The organism is Noviherbaspirillum aerium (genome assembly GCF_008929045.1).
In the GTDB taxonomy this organism is placed as follows: domain Bacteria; phylum Pseudomonadota; class Gammaproteobacteria; order Burkholderiales; family Burkholderiaceae_D; genus Noviherbaspirillum; species Noviherbaspirillum aerium.
In genome coordinates, this window is sequence record NZ_VFAH01000005.1 from 257198 (window position 1) to 274460 (window position 17263).

General features: G+C 61.1%; 16 protein-coding genes. 11 read left to right on the plus strand and 5 right to left on the minus strand.

The genetic code is table 11. The features are described 5' to 3' along the window. Positions 1–171 precede the first annotated feature (171 nt). Positions 172–1539: a signal recognition particle protein gene (gene ffh, locus FH061_RS10550; RefSeq protein WP_151635694.1), complete on the minus strand. Its 1368-nt coding sequence runs from the start codon at positions 1537–1539 to the stop codon at positions 172–174. Positions 1540–1883: 344 nt separating this feature from the next. Between ffh and FH061_RS10555 the strand changes: the two genes are divergently transcribed. The 11 genes from FH061_RS10555 (at position 1884) to FH061_RS10605 (ending at position 13571) form a co-directional block, all read left to right on the plus strand. Beyond that, complete coding sequence (locus FH061_RS10555) at positions 1884–2693, plus strand: cytochrome C assembly family protein (RefSeq protein ID WP_151635696.1); 810 nt, start codon at positions 1884–1886, stop codon at positions 2691–2693. Continuing rightward, entirely contained in the window at positions 2690–2944 is a 255-nt protein-coding gene (locus tag FH061_RS10560) for a PP0621 family protein (protein ID WP_151635698.1), read from the plus strand. The genes FH061_RS10555 and FH061_RS10560 overlap by 4 nt, the downstream gene beginning before the upstream one ends. A 166-nt stretch (positions 2945–3110) precedes the next feature. Continuing rightward, on the plus strand, positions 3111–4790 hold the full coding sequence (locus tag FH061_RS10565; RefSeq protein ID WP_151635700.1) for a two-component system sensor histidine kinase NtrB: 1680 nt from the start codon (positions 3111–3113) through the stop codon (positions 4788–4790). Positions 4791–4838: 48 nt separating this feature from the next. Further along, the gene (locus FH061_RS10570; RefSeq protein WP_151635702.1) at positions 4839–6305 is read left to right on the plus strand and encodes a sigma-54-dependent transcriptional regulator; all 1467 of its coding nucleotides are present in this window, start codon (positions 4839–4841) and stop codon (positions 6303–6305) included. Continuing rightward, positions 6302–6895, plus strand: coding sequence for a 1,6-anhydro-N-acetylmuramyl-L-alanine amidase AmpD (gene ampD / locus FH061_RS10575; RefSeq protein ID WP_151635704.1), 594 nt, complete (start codon positions 6302–6304; stop codon positions 6893–6895). Before FH061_RS10570 ends, ampD begins: the two co-directional genes overlap by 4 nt. Positions 6896–7265: 370 nt before the next feature. Beyond that, a complete protein-coding gene (locus FH061_RS10580; RefSeq protein WP_151635706.1) occupies positions 7266–10205 on the plus strand; it encodes a ribonucleoside-diphosphate reductase subunit alpha in 2940 nt (979 codons plus the stop codon). Positions 10206–10302: 97 nt separating this feature from the next. Further along, positions 10303–11493, plus strand: a complete 1191-nt coding sequence (locus FH061_RS10585) for a ribonucleotide-diphosphate reductase subunit beta (RefSeq protein WP_151635708.1) — start codon at positions 10303–10305, stop codon at positions 11491–11493. Positions 11494–11605: 112 nt separating this feature from the next. Beyond that, positions 11606–11785, plus strand: coding sequence for a hypothetical protein (locus FH061_RS10590; protein WP_151635710.1), 180 nt, complete (start codon positions 11606–11608; stop codon positions 11783–11785). 233 nt (positions 11786–12018) lie between these two features. Next, the gene (locus FH061_RS10595) at positions 12019–12636 is read left to right on the plus strand and encodes a histone (RefSeq protein WP_151635712.1); all 618 of its coding nucleotides are present in this window, start codon (positions 12019–12021) and stop codon (positions 12634–12636) included. Positions 12637–12732: 96 nt separating this feature from the next. Then, entirely contained in the window at positions 12733–13275 is a 543-nt protein-coding gene (locus FH061_RS10600; protein ID WP_151635714.1) for a YggT family protein, read from the plus strand. A gap of 38 nt (positions 13276–13313) precedes the next feature. Then, positions 13314–13571, plus strand: coding sequence for a DUF167 domain-containing protein (locus tag FH061_RS10605; protein WP_264158735.1), 258 nt, complete (start codon positions 13314–13316; stop codon positions 13569–13571). A 69-nt stretch (positions 13572–13640) separates the two neighbouring features. On the opposite strand, the gene FH061_RS10610 is transcribed toward FH061_RS10605, so the two are convergent. From FH061_RS10610 to prmA, 4 genes are read right to left on the minus strand one after another with little or no spacing between them, the layout of a single operon-like run. Continuing rightward, entirely contained in the window at positions 13641–14096 is a 456-nt protein-coding gene (locus tag FH061_RS10610; protein WP_151635718.1) for an outer membrane lipoprotein, read from the minus strand. Positions 14097–14129: 33 nt separating this feature from the next. Continuing rightward, a complete protein-coding gene (locus FH061_RS10615) occupies positions 14130–15065 on the minus strand; it encodes a carbohydrate kinase family protein (protein WP_151635720.1) in 936 nt (311 codons plus the stop codon). A 46-nt stretch (positions 15066–15111) separates the two neighbouring features. Further along, positions 15112–16338, minus strand: a complete 1227-nt coding sequence (locus tag FH061_RS10620; RefSeq protein ID WP_151635722.1) for a DUF3426 domain-containing protein — start codon at positions 16336–16338, stop codon at positions 15112–15114. 5 nt (positions 16339–16343) lie between these two features. Beyond that, the gene (gene prmA, locus FH061_RS10625; protein ID WP_151635724.1) at positions 16344–17252 is read right to left on the minus strand and encodes a 50S ribosomal protein L11 methyltransferase; all 909 of its coding nucleotides are present in this window, start codon (positions 17250–17252) and stop codon (positions 16344–16346) included. Between the last annotated feature and the right edge of the window lie 11 nt (positions 17253–17263).

Consider the following 17263-nt stretch of genomic DNA (forward strand, 5'->3'; position numbering starts at 1 on the left):
GTCGCCGGGCATGATCCATCCCGTTCGGACGCGGCAGCAGCCGGCGTGCCAACGAAACTTCAGTTTCAGGAGAATAGGGAAAGGCGGGGAAGGGAAGGAGGAAGGCGCGGCGGCGAAGGGCTGTATCAGGCAGAAACCGCCGCGCTATAGGATAGGGAACGCCAGGGTTGACTACCTTGCGCCCGGCATCATCCCCTTCATGCTGCGCATCATTTTCATCATGCCGCCGCCCTTGAGCTTTTTCATCATGGATTGCATCTGCTCGAACTGCGCCAGCATGCGGTTGACTTCCTGGACTTGCACGCCGGCCCCCGCCGCAATGCGCCGCTTGCGCGAGGCCTTGATCAGCTCGGGTTTGGCGCGTTCCTGCGGCGTCATGGAATTGATGATGCCTTCCATGCGGCGCACCTGCTTTTCGGCCTGATCCATGTCGGCATTGCCGGCCGCCTGCTGGAACTGCGCCGGCAGCTTGTCGATGAGGCCGGACAGTCCGCCCATCTTCTTCATCTGGCTGATCTGCGACTTGAAATCGTTGAGGTCAAACTTGCCGCCGCCCTTGATCTTGTCGGCCAGGCCTTTTGCGGCCTCCACATCGACACCCTTGCGGGCTTCCTCGACCAGGGCAAGAATGTCGCCCATGCCGAGGATGCGGTTGGCCATGCGGTTCGGATCGAAGGGTTCCAGGCCGTCCAGCTTTTCGGCCACGCCGGCGAACTTGACCGGCTTGCCCGTGATATGGCGTACCGACAGTGCCGCGCCGCCCCGGGCATCGCCGTCGAGCTTGGTCAGAACGATGCCGGTCAGCGGCAGGGCATCGTTGAAGGCCTTGGCGGTATTGATGGCATCCTGGCCCAGCATCGCATCCACGACGAACAGGGTTTCGATTGGCTTGAGCGCGCCGTGCAGGGCGGCGATCTCCTGCATCATCGCCTCGTCGATGCCCAGCCGGCCGGCGGTATCGACGATCAGCACGTCGTGATAATGCTTCTTTGCATAGTCGAGCGCCGCGAGCGCGATGTCGACCGGCTTGTCGGTCGGCTGGGACGGGAAGAAATCGGCGCCGACCTGGGCCGTCACCGTCTGCAGCTGCCCGATCGCCGCCGGACGATAGACGTCGGCCGAGACGGTCAGCACCTTTTTCTTCTTCTGTTCCTTGAGAAATTTGGCAAGCTTGCCGACGGTTGTCGTCTTGCCGGCACCCTGCAGGCCGGCCATCAGGATGATCGCCGGCGGCTGCGTTGCAAAATTGAGCTGGGATGCTTCCGGGCCGAGATCGCCGCCCATGAGCGACGCCAGCTCGCGCTGCACGACGCCGACCAGCGCCTGTCCCGGCGTCAGCGAGCCGATGACTTCCTCGCCCACGGCCTTTTCCTTGACGCGGGCAATGAATTCGCGCACGGCGGGCAGCGCGACGTCGGCTTCGAGCAGGGCGAGGCGGACCTCGCGCAGCATGTCCGCGGTATTGGATTCGGTCAGACGCGCTTCGCCGCGCATCGTTTTGACGACTTTGGCAAGCCGTTGGGTCAGATTGTCGAGCATGGGATGACGGTATCTCTGCGATTGAACAGACGCTGCGCGAAAGGGCAGCGGAAAACGTTCATTCTACCCGATGCCGCCTTTCCTCCCGCTGCGCGGAACGCGCTCTTCTTCCGGTGGCAAGCAAACATGCCAGGATGCAAAGCTTTGCGCCAGCGAAGAAAAAACGCGTTCCCGCTTCTTCCGCCGAGACTCCGGCAGGCATTCCCGCCGGCCGGGACTGGCAGCAACCGCGGCGTAGCGGTCATGGCAACGACTCCTCGGATGCCGGAACCAGACCCGCACCGGACACACATGGTGTAGTAAACTCGGATTTCCAACGAACCCGGCCAACACCTCCCTGCAGAATGCATACCTATTTTTTCGTATTGGCAGCCCTGCTTTATGCGGCCTGTGCCGCCCTGCCATCGAAGCAGCGCACGGCCATTTCAACGGGTACCGCGATCGGCTGGGCGCTGCACGGCGGGGCATTGTGGGCGGACATGCTCAGTCCCGGTACGCTGCGCATCGGTTTTGCGATCGTCTTGTCGGCCACCCTGTGGATTTCCGTCGCGGCATACTGGCTTGAAAACCGCAATTTCTCGCTCGACGGACTGCGCGTGCTGGTACTGCCAACGGCGGCGCTGGCAGTCATGCTGCCAGTGATGTTCCCGGGCAGCCTGATTCCCCTGCAGGGACGCTCCGCCCTGTTTCCGTGGCATGTCGCCATTGCCATCCTAGCTTACAGCTCGCTGACGATTGCGGCATTCCATGCGGTGCTGATGGCGCTGCAGGAGTCGCAGCTGCATGCATCCCCGAGCGAGGCGCGCGGCCGCTGGCTGGCCGTGGCGATCGAGCGGCTGCCCGCCCTGCTGACCATGGAAAAGCTGCTGTTCCGCATGATCAGCTTCGGTTTTACGCTGCTGACACTGACCGTGTTATCGGGCGTGTTCTTCTCCGAAGAGCTGTTCGGCACGGCCTTCCGCTGGGATCACAAGACCATTTTCACGATGTTGTCCTGGATGCTGTTCGGCCTGTTGCTGGCTGGACGCGTCTGGCGAGGATGGCGCGGCAAGACCGCGCTGCGCTTCACCCTCACCGGTTTTGCCACGCTGCTGCTTGCCTATGTCGGCAGCCGCTTCGTGCTTGAAGTGGTGCTGCACCGGAGCCTCGCATGAAACTTTTGATATGGGTGCTGCTCGCGGCACTGATCGTTTTCTGGGTTTTCCTCAGCAGGAAAAAGCAGAAGGCGAAGGCATCCCGCAAGCGCCCACGGGAATCAGCCGGGCGCACCGGCACCGGCGATGCGGAAATCATGATTCCCTGCACCCAGTGCGGCATCCATTTGCCGTATTCCGAAGCTGTGATCGGCGCAGCAGGCGCGCCTTTCTGCAGCGAAGCGCATCGCCTTCAGCATGACCGGCGCTAGGCTGTGTTTGCTCAGCGTCGCGACCGGTTCGGAGTGGCGTCGGGGAGGGCACACGCACGGACGTACGCCGAGCACGGCAGGCGCGGAGCCTGACCGAACTGCAGCTCGTCAGGCGCTGTGCAGACCGGAGCCGTCCGCGATCCGGATAACGGACGGACGATAATCCATGTACACGACACCTGCCACGTTGCCGGAGAGCCGCGACACCTTCTGGCGAACGCTCCAGACCTATTGCATTACCCGCATCCTGATCACGGTGGTGCTGCTGGCCTATTTCAGCTTCAATGCCATCCGCGACGACAGGGGCGCCGACCGTTTTGCGGACTGGCAAACCTGCGTTCTGTACTTGCTGACTGCCATCGGCTTCGGCCTGATGTCGGCCTATGTGCGCCGGCGTTTCATGCTGCAGCTTCTGACTCAGGTGGCCATCGATATCGGCGCCATTTCATTGCTGTACGTCTTTGCCGGCGGCGCGCGCAGCGGACTTGCGATTCTTTACCTGTTTCCGCTGTCGGGGGCTGCGGTTTTGGCACCCCTGGTGATCGCCTTGTTTTTCGTATCGATCGTCACCCTGACTCTGTTGGCCGAAAGCGTTCTTCAGGCGCTCAGTTCGGTTGCCGAAGTATCGCCTTCCCAGGCCGGCTTGTACGGCGCGGCCTTTTTCGCCGCCGTCTTCCTGGTCAACCGCCTGGCGGCCAGGCTGATCAAGCAGGAGGCTCTGGCCGCGCAGCGGGGCAGGGACTTGCAGCTGCAGGAAGCCATCAACCGGCTGGTAATTGCCGATATGGGCGACGGCATTCTTGTGGTGGGCGACGATACCGAGGTGTTTGCCGGGAATCCGGCGGCGGAGCGCATGCTGGGCATGTCCGTCGCCTATGGTCAGCCGCGCTACAAGCTGGCCGATCTGCCCGCGCTGGCGCCGATCGCCGATGCCTTCACGGCATGGCGCAAGGGGGATTCCGTGCGAATGGCGCATGACGGGGCCTCGATCTATGTCAAGGTCAAGCCCGTGGGAGGCAATACCCGCGGCGGTACGCGTGATGCCTGGCGGGAGCTTGCGGCACATCTCAAACTGCGCTTCGCCACCGTCGAGGGGGCCGGGCTCACCAATGACCGTACCGTCATCTTTCTGCAGGACGTCAGTGAGATCGAAAACCAGGCGCAGCAGCTCAAACTTGCCTCCATGGGGCGCCTGACTGCCAGCATCGCGCATGAAGTGCGCAATCCGCTCTCGGCCATTTCGCATGCGGCGTCGCTGCTTGGCGAAGATGTCATTGAGCCGACCCACAAGCGCCTTCTGAACATCGTCAGCGACAACGTGGTGCGTCTCAACCGCATGATCGAGGATATTCTGAAGCTGTCGCGCAAGGCCCATGCGCAGGCCGATCCGGTGAAACTGGCGCCGTTCCTGTCGGAGCTCGTGGGTGAACTCAGGGCGACCCACAAGATGGCGCCGGACCTCATCCGGCTGGAAGACATGGCGCAGCTTCAAGTCCGCTTCGACGCGCTGCATCTGCGCGAAGTCGTCGTCAATCTGCTCTCGAACGCGCTCCGATATGCCAGCGGCCGGCCGGGCAGCATTTGCATCCATGCAGTGTTACCCATGGCCAATCGTCTGGAACTCCATATACAGGACGATGGTCCAGCCATTACCCCCGAAGTGCGGGCGCATCTGTTCGAGCCGTTCTACACCACCTCCAGCAAGGGTACCGGCCTGGGCCTCTACGTCGCGCGGGAATTGTGTTTGAATAACGACGCCATGCTGGATTACGAATACCGGACGGATTCGCCGGGCGGCGCGCTGGACGAACCGAGCGGGCGCTTTGTGATCACCTTCGCCGTCTAGACGGCTGGCGGCTCGCTTTTCCAGTTCAACCCTACTATATATATAGACATGACTGCACCTCGCATCCTGGTGGTCGATGATGAAGCCGATCTGCGCGAATTGCTCGAGATCACGCTGATCAAGATGGGCCTCGACGTCGACAGTGCCGATTGCCTCGCGGCTGCCCGCAGCCGGCTGGCGCAAACGGAATATGGACTGGTCCTGACCGACATGCGGCTGCCGGACGGATTGGGTATTGAACTGGTGCGTGAAGTCAGCGCTCTTCACAAGAACACGCCTATCGCGGTCATCACCGCGTATGGCAGCACCGACAATGCGGTATCGGCACTGAAGGCGGGCGCCTTCGATTATCTCAGCAAGCCGGTGGCCCTGGACCAGCTGCGCCTGATGGTGCAATCGGCTTTGCGCATTCGCAAGACCGACTCGCAAGCAGCCGGAGCTCCGATGCCGGCTCCCGGAAGCGCATCGCCGCTGGTAGGGCAGTCGGGCGTGATGCAGGACCTGCGCGCGCAGATCATCCGTCTTGCGCGCAGCATGGCGCCGGTAGCGATCACCGGCGAATCCGGCAGCGGCAAGGAACTGGCGGCGCGCGACATCCATGCGCATAGCGCGCGGGCGGACAAGCCGTTCATCGCCGTCAATTGCGGTGCGATCCCGGAAGCTCTGATGGAAGCCGAGTTCTTCGGCTATCGCAAGGGCGCATTCACGGGCGCCAACGATGATCGCGAAGGTTTCTTCCAGGCGGCCAACGGCGGCACGCTGATGCTCGATGAAGTCGCCGACCTGCCCTTGCCGATGCAGGTCAAGCTGTTGCGCGCCATCCAGGAACGGCGGGTGCGCAAGGTGGGTGCGACCACGGAGGAACCGGTGGATGTGCGCCTGATCAGCGCAACGCATCAAAATCTGGCCGAGTGCGTCGAGAACGGCAAATTCCGGCAGGATCTCTATTACCGGCTCAATGTGATCGAACTGCGGCTGCCGCCGCTGCGTGAACGGCTCGACGACATCGGACTGCTCTCGGATGCGATTCTCGCCCGCCTTTCAGGTTCCGGAACGCCCACGGTATTGTCGCCGGCCGCGCTCGAAGCGCTGCGCGGCTATTCATTCCCCGGCAATGTGCGCGAGCTTGAAAACGTGCTCGAGCGCGCCATGGCGTTCGCCAACGACGGCGTCATCGAAGTGGCGGACCTTGCGCTCAGGCGCACCGCATCCCCGCCGCCCGAGGCGGCACAAGCGGCCGGCCGATCAGCGGCAATTCCTTCGGCTCCCGCGGCGCATGCTTCTCCGGCTCCCGCCGAAGCCGCCGAATCGGTCCGGTCCGCTGAGCCGGCGGCTCGATCCTCCGGCCCCGTTTCATTGGTCGAGCAACTGGACAAGGTGGAGCGCGGGATCATCCTGGGCGCGCTGGAAAGCGCTCGATTCGACTTGCCGCAAGCAGCCGAAATGCTTGGCTTGAGCCACCGGCAGATGCAATACCGCATGCAGCGCCTATCCATTTCACAGCCAAAACAATGAAAACCTGCCTCATAGATGAGGATGGCTGGGCGAGCAATGCCGAGCGCCAGCCGTCGCCCAATTTCGACGAGCGCCTTCCCGGCACCGCGATCGACCTGCTCGTCATTCATAACATCAGCCTGCCGCCCGACCAGTTCGGCGGACCCTATATCGCCGACCTGTTCGGCAATCGCCTCGACTGCGAGGCGCATCCCTATTTCGATCAGCTCCGGTCGCTGAAAGTCTCGGCCCATTTTCTGATTCGCCGCGACGGCCACGTCATGCAATTCGTTTCGGCGAATCACCGGGCATGGCATGCCGGCCTGTCCTCGTTCTGCGGACGCGAGCGCTGCAACGACTTCTCGATTGGCATCGAACTTGAGGGCAGCGACTTCCAGCCGTTCGAATCCGCACAATACGAAGCGCTCGCCGAGCTGACCGAGGCGCTGTGCCGGCGCTATCCGCTCGCGGCCGTGGCAGGCCATGAACATATCGCGCCGGGACGCAAAACCGACCCCGGTCCCTTCTTCGACTGGCATCGTTATCGCAAGTCCTTGATTCATCAATCGGTCCAGAAATCGTCGTCGAATCCGCTTAAATTTCCTGAGTGAATCGCAAAAATGTCAAGCGCCGAACAGGCCTATTTTTATTGCGCATCAAATAAAAAGGGTTGCATAGCTCCCCACCCGGCACTAGAATTAGTATCAATCGAGGCATGCACCACTAGATCTAGTAGTCACCCCCGATACCCCCAATAAGGGCTGTTCAAGTAGTTCCTCAATGTAAACATGCAGTTGCGGGCGGGCAGCGAACAGCTCTCCCATACGAATGCAATCCGAACGGTGCGATGCCAGACCCCGGCAGGGTGTCGCTCGCGCTGCTGGGACCGGTTTGCATTGGACAGCGAACGTTGCCTGCAAGGGGCGTTCTAATTAATAACCACCACAGCTGCACAGCTGTCGCGATACGTCAGGAGGCGAGATGCACTCAACGCAAGAAGTTTCACTAAAGTCTGGCACAGAATTCGGCCTGGTCCCTCCTCATGCTCCTACCTCAGCTTCCACAGCCAACATGAACATCAACCTCGGCGATTACAAGATCATTCGCCGCAATGGTGCAGTTGTTGGCTTCGAGCCGTCGAAGATTTCCATTGCGATGACGAAGGCCTTCCTCGCCGTGAACGGCGGGCAGGGTGCCGCTTCGGCACGCGTGCGTGAACTGGTCGAGCAGCTCACCGCCGGTGTGGTGTCGGCGCTGGTGCGCCGCCAGCCGGCGGGCGGGACCTTCCATATCGAAGACATCCAGGACCAGGTGGAACTGGCGCTGATGCGTTCCGGCGAACATGATGTCGCCCGCGCCTATGTGCTGTATCGCGCCAAACGCATGGAAGAGCGCGCCCAGCAGCAGGCCGCCAAGCCGTCCGACGAGCCGCAGATGCATGTCATCGAAGACGGCCAGCGCCGTCCGCTCGACATCAACCAGGTGCGCGCACTCATCGCGGCAGCTTGCGTTGGCCTGGAAAAGCATGTCGATGCCGAAGCCATCCTGGCCGAGACCGTCAAGAATCTGTACGACGGCGTTCCCGTCGAAGAGCTCCACAAGTCCGCCATCCTGGCTGCCCGCGCGCTGATGGAAAAGGACCCGGCGTACAGCAGGGTGACCGCGCGTCTGCTGATGCACACCATCCGCAAGGAAGTCTTCGGCCAGGAAGTCGCGCAGGCCGATGCCGCGGCGCACTACATCGATTACTTCCCCCAATACATCAAGAAGGGCATCGAGGCGGATCTGCTCGACACCAAGCTGGCCCAGTTCGACCTCAAGAAGCTGGCCGAAGCATTGCAGCCGGACCGCGACCTGCAGTTCGGCTACCTCGGCCTGCAGACCCTGTACGACCGCTACTTCCTGCATATCGAAGGCACCCGCATCGAAATGCCGCAGGCCTTCTACATGCGTGTCGCGATGGGTCTGTCCCTCAACGAAATCAACCGCGAAGAACGCGCGATCGAGTTCTACAACCTGCTGTCCTCGTTCGACTTCATGAGCTCGACGCCGACGCTGTTCAATTCCGGCACACAACGTTCGCAGCTCTCCTCCTGCTACCTGACCACCGTCGCCGACGACCTCGACGGCATCTACGAGGCGATCAAGGAAAACGCGCTGCTGGCCAAGTTCGCAGGCGGCCTGGGCAATGACTGGACCCCGGTGCGCGCGCTCGGCGCCCACATCAAGGGCACCAACGGCAAGTCCCAGGGCGTGGTCCCCTTCCTGAAGGTGGTCAACGACACCGCCGTCGCGGTCAACCAGGGCGGCAAGCGCAAGGGCGCGGTCTGTGCCTACCTGGAAACCTGGCACATGGATATCGAGGAATTCCTCGACCTGCGCAAGAACACCGGCGACGACCGCCGCCGCACGCACGACATGAACACCGCGAACTGGATTCCCGACCTGTTCATGAAGCGCGTGATGGAGAAGGGCGAATGGACGCTGTTTTCGCCGTCCGATGTTCCCGACCTGCACGAGAAATACGGCAGGGCCTTCGAGGATGCCTACACCGGCTACGAAGCCAAGGCTGCGCGCGGCGAGCTCAAGCTGTTCAAGAAAGTCCAGGCGCTCGACCTGTGGCGCAAGATGCTGTCGATGCTGTTCGAGACCGGACATCCGTGGATCACATTCAAGGATCCCTGCAATATCCGTTCCCCGCAGCAGCATGTCGGCGTCGTCCACAGCTCCAACCTGTGCACCGAGATCACGCTCAACACCAACGAATCCGAAATCGCGGTCTGCAATCTCGGTTCGGTCAACCTGCCGGCGCACATGAAGGACGGCAAGCTGGACCACGCCAAGCTCGAGAAGACCATCCGCACCGCGATGCGCATGCTCGACAACGTGATCGACATCAACTATTACGCGGTCAAGAAGGCACGTGATTCCAACCTGCGCCACCGTCCGGTCGGCATGGGCATCATGGGATTCCAGGACTGCCTGCACATGATGCGCATCCCGTATGCATCGATGGACGCGGTGGAATTCGCCGACCGTTCGATGGAAGCCGTCTGCTACTACGCCTACTGGGCATCGACCGAACTGGCGGAAGAACGCGGCCGTTACAGCTCCTACCGCGGTTCGCTGTGGGATCGCGGCATCCTGCCCCAGGATTCCCTCAAGCTGCTGGCAGAGGAACGCGGCGGCTATCTTGAGGTCGATACCACTGAGACCATGGACTGGTCGGCCCTGCGCTCCCGCATCAAGCAGTTCGGCATGCGCAATTCGAACTGTGTGGCGATCGCTCCGACGGCGACCATTTCCAACATCATCGACGTGTCCGCCTGCATCGAGCCGACTTACCAGAACCTGTACGTGAAGTCGAACCTGTCGGGCGAATTTACCGAGATCAACGAGCACCTGGTGCGCGACCTGAAGGCGCGCGGACTGTGGGACGAAGTGATGGTCGCCGACCTCAAGTATTTCGACGGCAGCCTCGCCAAGATCGACCGCATCCCGCAGGATCTGCGCGAGATCTACGCAACGGCATTCGAAGTCGAGCCGAAGTGGCTGGTGGAAGCGGCATCCCGTCGCCAGAAATGGATTGACCAGGCGCAATCACTGAACATCTACATGGCCGGCGCATCGGGCAAGAAGCTCGACGAAACATACAAGCTGGCATGGCTGCGCGGACTGAAAACCACGTACTACCTGCGCACGATCGGCGCCACCCATGCCGAAAAATCGACCACCAAGGCCGGTGCGCTCAATGCGGTGTCCGTCACGTCGGGCGTAGGCAGCGGCGTGGGTGCGTCCGCACCCGTGGCTGCGGCCCCGGCGGTCCCTGCCGCATCCGCAGCGGAAGTTGAGCTCGCCGGACCGGCATGCATGCTGCGCCCGGGCGATCCCGGCTTCGATGAATGCGAAGCCTGCCAGTAATATTCGGCATGAAGCCGGCCCGCAATCATCGATTGTTTGCGGTGCCGGCTTGAACATCACGCTAGTACCACTACAATATTCGTAAGGAAGAATAACCATGCTTAGTTGGGATGACGAAGTAACTCCAGCCGCCAAACCCGCTCAGGCTCCGCAACCGATGCTGGCGCCGGTCACTCCGTCCGCATCGCCATCGCAGTCCCTCGGCGCCCAGTTCGCCAATGCCGGACTGACGCCGTCGCAGACAGCCAAGGCTCCGGCCGCAGATGCTTCGCGCCGCGTCAATGCCGCCGACAAGCGCATCATCAACGGCCAGACCGACGTCAACCAGCTCGTGCCCTTCAAGTACAAGTGGGCCTGGGACAAGTATCTGGCCGGCTGCGCCAACCACTGGATGCCGCAGGAAATCAACATGCAGCGCGATATCGAGCTGTGGAAGAATCCGAACGGCCTGACCGAAGACGAGCGCCGCCTCGTCAAGCGCAACCTCGGCTTCTTCGTGACGGCCGATTCGCTGGCCGCCAACAACATCGTGCTGGGTACCTACCGCCACATCACGGCGCCCGAGTGCCGCCAGTATCTGCTGCGCCAGGCATTCGAGGAAGCAATTCATACGCATGCCTACCAGTACATCGTGGAATCGCTCGGCCTCGACGAGGGCGAAATCTTCAACGCGTATCACGAAGTCGCATCGATCCGCGACAAGGATGAATTCCTGATCCCGTTCATCGACGTGCTGACCAATCCGGAATTCAAGACCGGCACCGTCGAAGCCGATCAGACGCTGCTGCGTTCGCTGATCGTGTTCGCCTGCCTGATGGAAGGCCTGTTCTTCTATGTCGGCTTCACGCAGATCCTCGCGCTCGGCCGTCAGAACAAGATGATGGGTGCAGCTGAGCAGTATCAATACATCCTGCGCGATGAGTCGATGCACTGCAACTTCGGGATTGATCTCATCAATACAATCAAGCTCGAGAATCCGCATCTGTGGACCGCGGAATTCCGCGAAGAGATTAAATCGTTGTTTTTGCGCGCGGTAGAGTTGGAATATCGCTACGCAGAGGATACAATGCCGCGTGGAGTGCTTGGATTGAATGCGCCGATGTTCAAAGGGTACCTGAGGTTCATCGCGAATCGTCGAGCACAGCAGATCGGTCTCGATCCAATGTTCCCCCAGGAAGAGAATCCCTTCCCGTGGATGAGCGAGATGATCGACCTGAAGAAGGAGCGCAACTTCTTCGAGACTCGCGTGATCGAATACCAGACCGGTGGTGCACTGAGCTGGGAATAAAAACTCTCGACTCGTAAAGAGCGAGGTGATGGAGATAAAACGGTCGGCCAACAAGGTGCCGGAAACGAAACAAGAAGGCTGACCGATCACTCAAGGACTATCACCAAATTTGATGGACAGTAGACGAACGACAGGATCATTACTGTTAACGCCGCTGACCCCGACGCCGTCGGGCAAGGCGGCTTTTTCTCTGAAAAACCTGGTGGTTTTTCTGAAAGCGTATTCCCGCGCCGGCTTTGTTGCCGGCGTTTTTTTTGGCTACGGCAATCGCAGCGCCATTTGCGCGCGGTAAGAAGTCCTCCATCATTGCTGACGCGCAGCAGTGATTTGCAGAAGAGAGGCGTAGCTGGAAGAGGCTGAAGTGCTGCATGTTTGAGGTGATGCAGCAGTTCAGCTGGTGCCGAATTCATTAGTGCAAGCAGACGCTTGCTTGTGCCGATGAATAATCCGCATGGCTCATCGCGATGGGACAGGCGGGTTTCCAACCTCGAAGTTTGAATTTTCCATCACGTGAAGGAGAAACAAATGGCAACAGCAAAGAAAGCGGCTGCTAAGAAGGCAGCCCCGGCGAAGAAGCCGGCAGCAGCCAAGAAGCCTGCAGCGAAGAAAGCAGCAGCCCCGAAGAAAGCAGCAGCAGCCAAGAAGCCGGTAGCGAAGAAAACGGCAGCTCCGAAGAAAGCAGCAGCAGCCAAGAAGCCGGTAGCGAAGAAGGCAGCAGCTCCTAAGAAAGCGGCAGCAGCCAAGAAGCCGGTAGCGAAGAAAGCAGCAGCTCCTAAGAAAGCGGCAGCAGCCAAGAAGCCGGTAGCGAAGAAAGCAGCAGCTCCGAAGAAAGCGGCAGCAGCCAAGAAGCCGGCAGCGAAGAAAGCAGCAGCTCCTAAGAAAGCAGCGGCTCCCAAGAAAGCCGCCGCTGCCAAGAAGCCTGCAGCGAAGAAGGCCGCAGCTCCTAAAAAAGCAGCAGCTCCGAAGAAGGCCGCAGCTCCTAAGAAGGCCGCAGCCCCTAAGAAAGCAGCAGCTCCGAAAAAGGCCGCTGCCGCCAAGAAGCCTGCAGCAAAACCCGCTGCCAAACCCGCGGCTGCACCTGCAGTGAAGACTGTGTTGAACCCGGCAGCGGCTTGGCCGTTTCCGACCGGCACACGTCCTTAAAGCAGAGATTGCTCACGCGCCTGATTAAGTTCAGGCAAAATGCCCGTTGCGTGGCCCTTAGCCGCACAACGGGCTTTTTCATGTGGAGACCAGATAGTGCTGACTAGCATACTTACCTTGATCGTCGATACCATCGCAAGTGTACTTGGTGGTGTTCTGTTGTTGCGATTCTGGATGCAGGTAGTAAGAGTAAGACCCCCGACGTCACTCGGGCAGTTCATCTTCCAGTTGACCGACTGGCTTGTGCGTCCATTGCGACGCCTGCTGCCGGGCGTGGGGGGATATGATTGGGCTAGTCTGATCGGCGCGGTACTGATCATCGTTTTGTCGGTCGCCATCGATCTCGCGATCGCGTCTCGCTTCGCGCCCGATTTCCTGGTGGTGCTGTCGTTGCTGCGTTTCTGTGAATGGGTCTTCTATGGCTTCATCGGCCTGCTCATCATTGAAGCCATTTTCAGCTGGGTGAACCCTCATGCGCCGCTCGCCCCTTTCATCCATGCCTTGAATGATCCGCTGCTGCGTCCTCTGCGCCGCGTCGTACCGCTGGTCGGCAATATCGACCTGAGTCCGCTGGTGGCTCTTATTCTGCTTCAGATTGCGATGATGGTGGCGAGGACGGTCATTACCTCGTTGCTATGACCACGGTATGGTGCATTCCGAGTGAGACGGGAGTACGCTTGACCGTACAGGTACAGCCCAATGCCAGGAAGAGCGAAATAGCGGGTCTGCATGATGATGCCGTCAAAATCCGATTGCAGGCGCCGCCCGTGGATGGCAAGGCCAACGAAGCCTTGATCAGATTTATCGCCGACCTGCTTGACATCCCGAAGAGCAGGGTGGCAATCAGCCATGGACAGGCCAGCAGACGCAAGTTGGTGGAAATTTCGGGCGCGAAGGCAGATGAGGCGATACGTAGCGTGATATCGCTGCTGTAATGCGCTGCCGGAGTTGGCCTGTCTCAAGCCGGCAAGCCGGGCGGCAGCGCCGCCGGCTTGCCGCGATGATCAACGGGTGACGCGCGCCACGCCGTTGCTGGAAGTGACGCGCACCGTTTCGCCCACCCGAAAATTGTCTTCCGCTGCGACGGCATAAGTGCGTGCCTCTCCATTGTCGAAACGGACCGTGACTTCCGTCCTGTTGGTGCTCGAATTCGATTGTTCGGCGTGCTGGCCCGCCATGCCTCCGGCAATCGCGCCACCAATTCCGGCGACGGCGCTGCCGGTGCCGCTGCCGATGTTGCTGCCCGCAATACCGCCAAGAATGCTTCCGATGAACGAGCCCAGCCCGGTGCTGCGGCCGTCATGCCGGGTAACGTCCTTCACTTCAGTCACCTGTCCCGTCTGGACCATGGTGACACCCTGGGTCGAGGAAGTGACGGGGGGCGGTGCGGGCGTGGAGGAGCAGGCGGCAAGCGCCAAGGCGGCGAGTATCGCAGTCATTGTCAGGCTCTTGAAATGCATACTGCTTCCTCCTGCAACAAGATATGTGGACGCCTATTGGAAGCGGTAGCCGAAGGCCCGTTCGAACTGTGCTTCGATATCGGCGAGCGCGGGCGCGTGATTCTGCCCGCCCTGATGCGCGATCTTGATGGCCCCCATCAGGCTTGCCAGGCGGCCGGTGGTTTCCCAGTCCATGCCCTTGGTCAGACCGTACAGCAGGCCGGCGCGGAATGCATCGCCACAACCTGTGGGGTCGACGACTCGTTCGGCAGCCACGCAGGGAATCTCGACGCGCTTGCTGCCGGCAAAGATGTCGGCTCCCTGTTCGCCGCGCGTGACGATCAGGGCCGACACGCGCGCAGCGATCTGTTCGAGCGACAGGCCGGTCCGCTCGGTCAATAGTTCCGCTTCATAATCATTGACTGCAACATAAGTGGCCAGTTCAATGAAACGTTCCAGTTCCGGGCCGTTAAACATCGGCAGGCCCTGACCCGGATCAAAGATAAACGGGATGTTCAATTCCGCGCAATGCTGCGCATGCTGCAGCATGCCGTCGCGGCCGTCCGGCGCGACGATGGCCAGCGTGACCTGGCCGGCGTCGGCGACCTTGTTCAGATGCGACATGGTCATTGCTCCGGGATGGAAGGCGGTGATCTGGTTGTTGTCGGCATCGGTCGTGATGAAGGCTTGCGCGGTATAGGTTTCATCGATGACACGCACGCAGCGACGCGAAATCTGCAGCTGGTCAAGCCGTTCCAGATAGGGAGCGCTGTCCTGGCCGACCGTCGCCATGATCAGGGGATCGCCGTCAAGCAGCTTGAGGTTGTACGCGATGTTGCCTGCGCAACCGCCATATTCGCGCCGCAACGCCGGCACCAGGAACGCCACATTGATCTTGTGCAGCTGGTCGGCCAGCAGCGCTTCCGAAAAGCGTCCGCCAAACTGCATGATGGAATCGAATGCGAGCGAACCACAGATAAGGGATGTCATGATGTTGTTGTCCAGTGATGTGGAAAGGCGGAAACGGATCCGGCACTCAGGGGTAGAACACGTAGACCCGGTATCCGGCCGCCTTCAGTTGCGATAGCCGGAAATGAAGTTTGAAAGCCTGTTCGGATTTTGCCGGAAAACCCTGATTCAGATCCTGGCCCGCGGGAAGATAGTCGCGCGGTGCGAATACCCGGCGCAGCAGCGGCTTTTCGCTGCTGTCGTTGAGCGTCAGCTCAATGCTCGGCCAGGCCTGTGCGGTATTGCCGCGGTTTCGCAGGAGAACCGTCAGGCCGAAACTATCGCTGTCCGGTGCCAGGGCCTGCAGCTCGCTGGACTCGATCGAGACCGAGTCCACTTCGGCCGGCAGACCGACCTGGCATCCGCTGCGGGCGCAGGCGGCTGCGAGCAGCGGCCGGATCTGAGGAATATAGGCGGCAATCTGGTCGCGGAAAACGTAGGCGGCCTGCGCCAGCAATATCCCCAGCAGGAGCGCCGAGGCCAGCACCATGAAGACATTCAGGCCGCGAGTCATCCGCTGCTTGCGGCGCGCCTCGCGGACAAACCCCGGTTCTTCATAATCGGAAGCATCCGCCTGATCGAGCGCGTCCGCATCGTCGGAATCCGCCGGCTTGCTTCTCCATGGCTTGGATTGCAGGTCATCAATGGCCCGCTCCACCGGATCATGTTGGGCATCCGCTGCGGGAGCAGGCTCATCGCGGGAAGGGCGCAGGGGTAAATGCGCGATATCCATCAGGGTCATGCGCAACAAAGGATCGGGCGGACTTTCCCCGTCGCCCGCGGCTTGGGGGGAATGGTCGTCCGACCGCGGGGGCATGGAGGCGCTTGGCGCTTCATGCGCAACATCGCCGCTTGGGATGGTATCGCTGGTCGCCGGCGTGGCAGATTGCTCCGGCATGGCGGCTGCCGGGTTGCTTGTCGAGCCGTTTGTCGAGCCGCTTGATTCGGAACCGGCATCCGCCTGATCCAGGGAGTGATGCGCGTCCTGCTTTCCAGAGGGCGCCGCGAATGCCGGCGATGCCTGGGCAAAGGAGGAGGAAGCAGCCGGGGGAACGGGGGCAGTTGCCGCACTTGCCACGGACGGGCCTTGCGGTTTCCCTGGGGTCTGGAATTCCTCGGGACGCAGCAGATTTTCGATGCCGTTGAAAATCTGCTTGCAGGCGCCGCAGCGTACCAGTCCGGCACGCAGTTTTAGCTGGTCATGCGCGACCCGGAATGTCGTATGGCAATGCGGACATTGGGTAGCCAGCGCCATTGCGATCAGTGTCCGGCGGCGCGGCCGGCGAGGACAATCCAGCCTTCATGTTCGGCCCAGACCGACATCGAGATGAAGGGTGCGTAGGCGGCAGCCACTTCATCGGCCTGGCGGGCCAGGATGCCCGAGAGCACCAGCATGCCGCCGGGAGCAACGCGCGATGACAGCATCGGCGCCATCAGCTTCAACGGGCTGGAAAGAATATTGGCGACGACCACGTCAAAGGTCTGGGGATGCCCGGCGCCGGCGAATTCCTCGGGAAGGTGATACTCGATCTCGCAATGATTGCGCTCGCTGTTATAGCGGGCCGACTCGATGGCTTGCGGATCGATGTCGACGCCGTAGACCGTCGCCGCGCCAAGCTTCTTGGCCACCAGCGCCAGAATGCCGGAGCCGCAGCCGTAGTCGAGCACCGAGGCGCCCTGCGGCGGATGGCTTTCCAGCCATTCCATGCACAGCCGGGTGGTCGGATGGCTGCCGGTGCCGAAGGCAAGGCCGGGATCGAGTTCGAGCACCAGGCCATTGGGATCGGGAGCGTCATGCCAGCTGGGCACGACCCAGATGTTCTTGCCGATATGGATGGGCTCGAACTGCGACTGCGTCAGCCTGACCCAGTCCTGCTCGGCCACCGGGCGCAGGATGAACCGGGGCGGCTCGATGCTGCAGGCGGCAGCCGCCTCGTTGACGATCGCGGCGTGGTCGGCATCCAGCTCCGACAGCGCCACGACGCGGCTGTGGTCCCACGCAGTCTCGGTCGGCTCCATGCCCGGCTCGCCGAAAAGCGGGCGTTCGGCGTCGGTGCCTTCATCAGCATCTTCCACGGAAACCGACAATGCGCCTGCTTCCATCAATGCGTCGGACAGCGCCTCGGCATGGTCGCGTGCAACTTCAATGACGATTTCAGTCCAGCTCATGATGCACCTTG